The sequence below is a fragment of the Rosenbergiella metrosideri genome, assembly GCF_022602565.1.
GTDB lineage: Bacteria > Pseudomonadota > Gammaproteobacteria > Enterobacterales > Enterobacteriaceae > Rosenbergiella > Rosenbergiella metrosideri.
Genome location: NZ_JALBCV010000043.1, coordinates 1 through 1213, shown reverse-complemented (window position 1 = coordinate 1213; position 1213 = coordinate 1). Strand labels below are relative to the sequence as shown.

1 protein-coding gene and 1 pseudogene are annotated in these 1213 nt (G+C 48.6%); both read right to left on the bottom strand.

Annotated features, from left to right (window positions below):
• Positions 1 to 609 (bottom strand): annotated as a pseudogene (locus MKR94_RS16380) (hypothetical protein); the annotation flags it as partial.
• Between the two features lie 4 nt (positions 610 to 613).
• The coding region (locus MKR94_RS16375; protein WP_479681381.1) for a phage terminase large subunit family protein at positions 614 to 1213 on the bottom strand (600 nt) is incomplete at its 5' end.

Genomic DNA, 1213 nt, shown 5'->3' with positions numbered 1-1213 from the left:
CGTCAATGCGCGATATTGCATCTTAGTTTCGAATGTGAACTCGTCACCATCATCAACGTGATAAAGCTCAGCAAAGACGACCATCGTTAACTTCTTAACGCCGTTAATCACATCCTCGCGCCAGTTGATAATCTGCTCTGATGCGTAGTGATGAACATGCGCGTTATTGCCCGCTGATTGTGCTTTGGTTGGCCTTACACCTGACTCAGTATCAGTGTTCGGGTAATCAACGAAGAAGCCGCCACGACCCGTATCAAGGCACTCACCAATAGCAGCCTTTGATAGCTGTTCAAGACTTACACCATCTCCGCTTGCGTTGGTCTGGACATAATCAATATCGGTGGGTAAATCGATTTCTGCTGATTTACGGAACACTGCGCCGATTAGTCCTTGCCGAGTACGCCCGGTGACGTTAAGGAACATTGCCCGGTTGAGTAATGCTCGGTAACGCGCTTTGTTTTCTTCGCTGCTATTCGTCGGGTCGGGCATCGGGAGATAAACCGCCTGTCTAGCCTTCACCGCCCTGCTGCCAGTCACGCAATCCTTAACCAAATCCCATGACTGTTTCGCCTCGAGATATTCAGGCTTGATGTATGAATAATTTGCCATTGTTTTATCTTCTGAAATTGACTGGGATATGAGTTATCGGTTTGATGATCGGGAAGCGTTTCACAATGAAATAACCACCTGCATCGTTAGCATGGTCAAATCCTGCCGACTTATCAGGCTCGCCGTTATCGGCCCATACTTGCTGTTCCAATGACTCAGCATAAACAGGACACTTATCAGCGTTAATCATGTATCGGCGCTGGCCCTCTGCGTTGAGTAGCATCGCGTTAACCGAGTTAACCCGGTCTTTCACCGATGGATTGGTGCCGTTAACGTGCACAGTAAAGCCTGCTGTTCTCAGGAGGCTTAAATCTGTCTCTGATGCGTTAACCGACTTGCGACTATTGCCGCTTGCATCGGGATAAACATGGATGGTGTTCTTCGGGAATCTGTTGGTAAGCGTTTTAATAACGTCAGGCGTATCATAACCACTCGTTACTTCATCGACAGCGTGAGGTAGACCATCGCGTAGCACATGAATAATCGCCGACATCTTACCGACGTTGAAGTCCATGCCGACATGGATCGGCTCGTCACCGATTACAGTCTCAAGGCTCCCGTTTAACTTGCGGTCGTAGCAGTGATAAACCGTGCCACTCGTTAA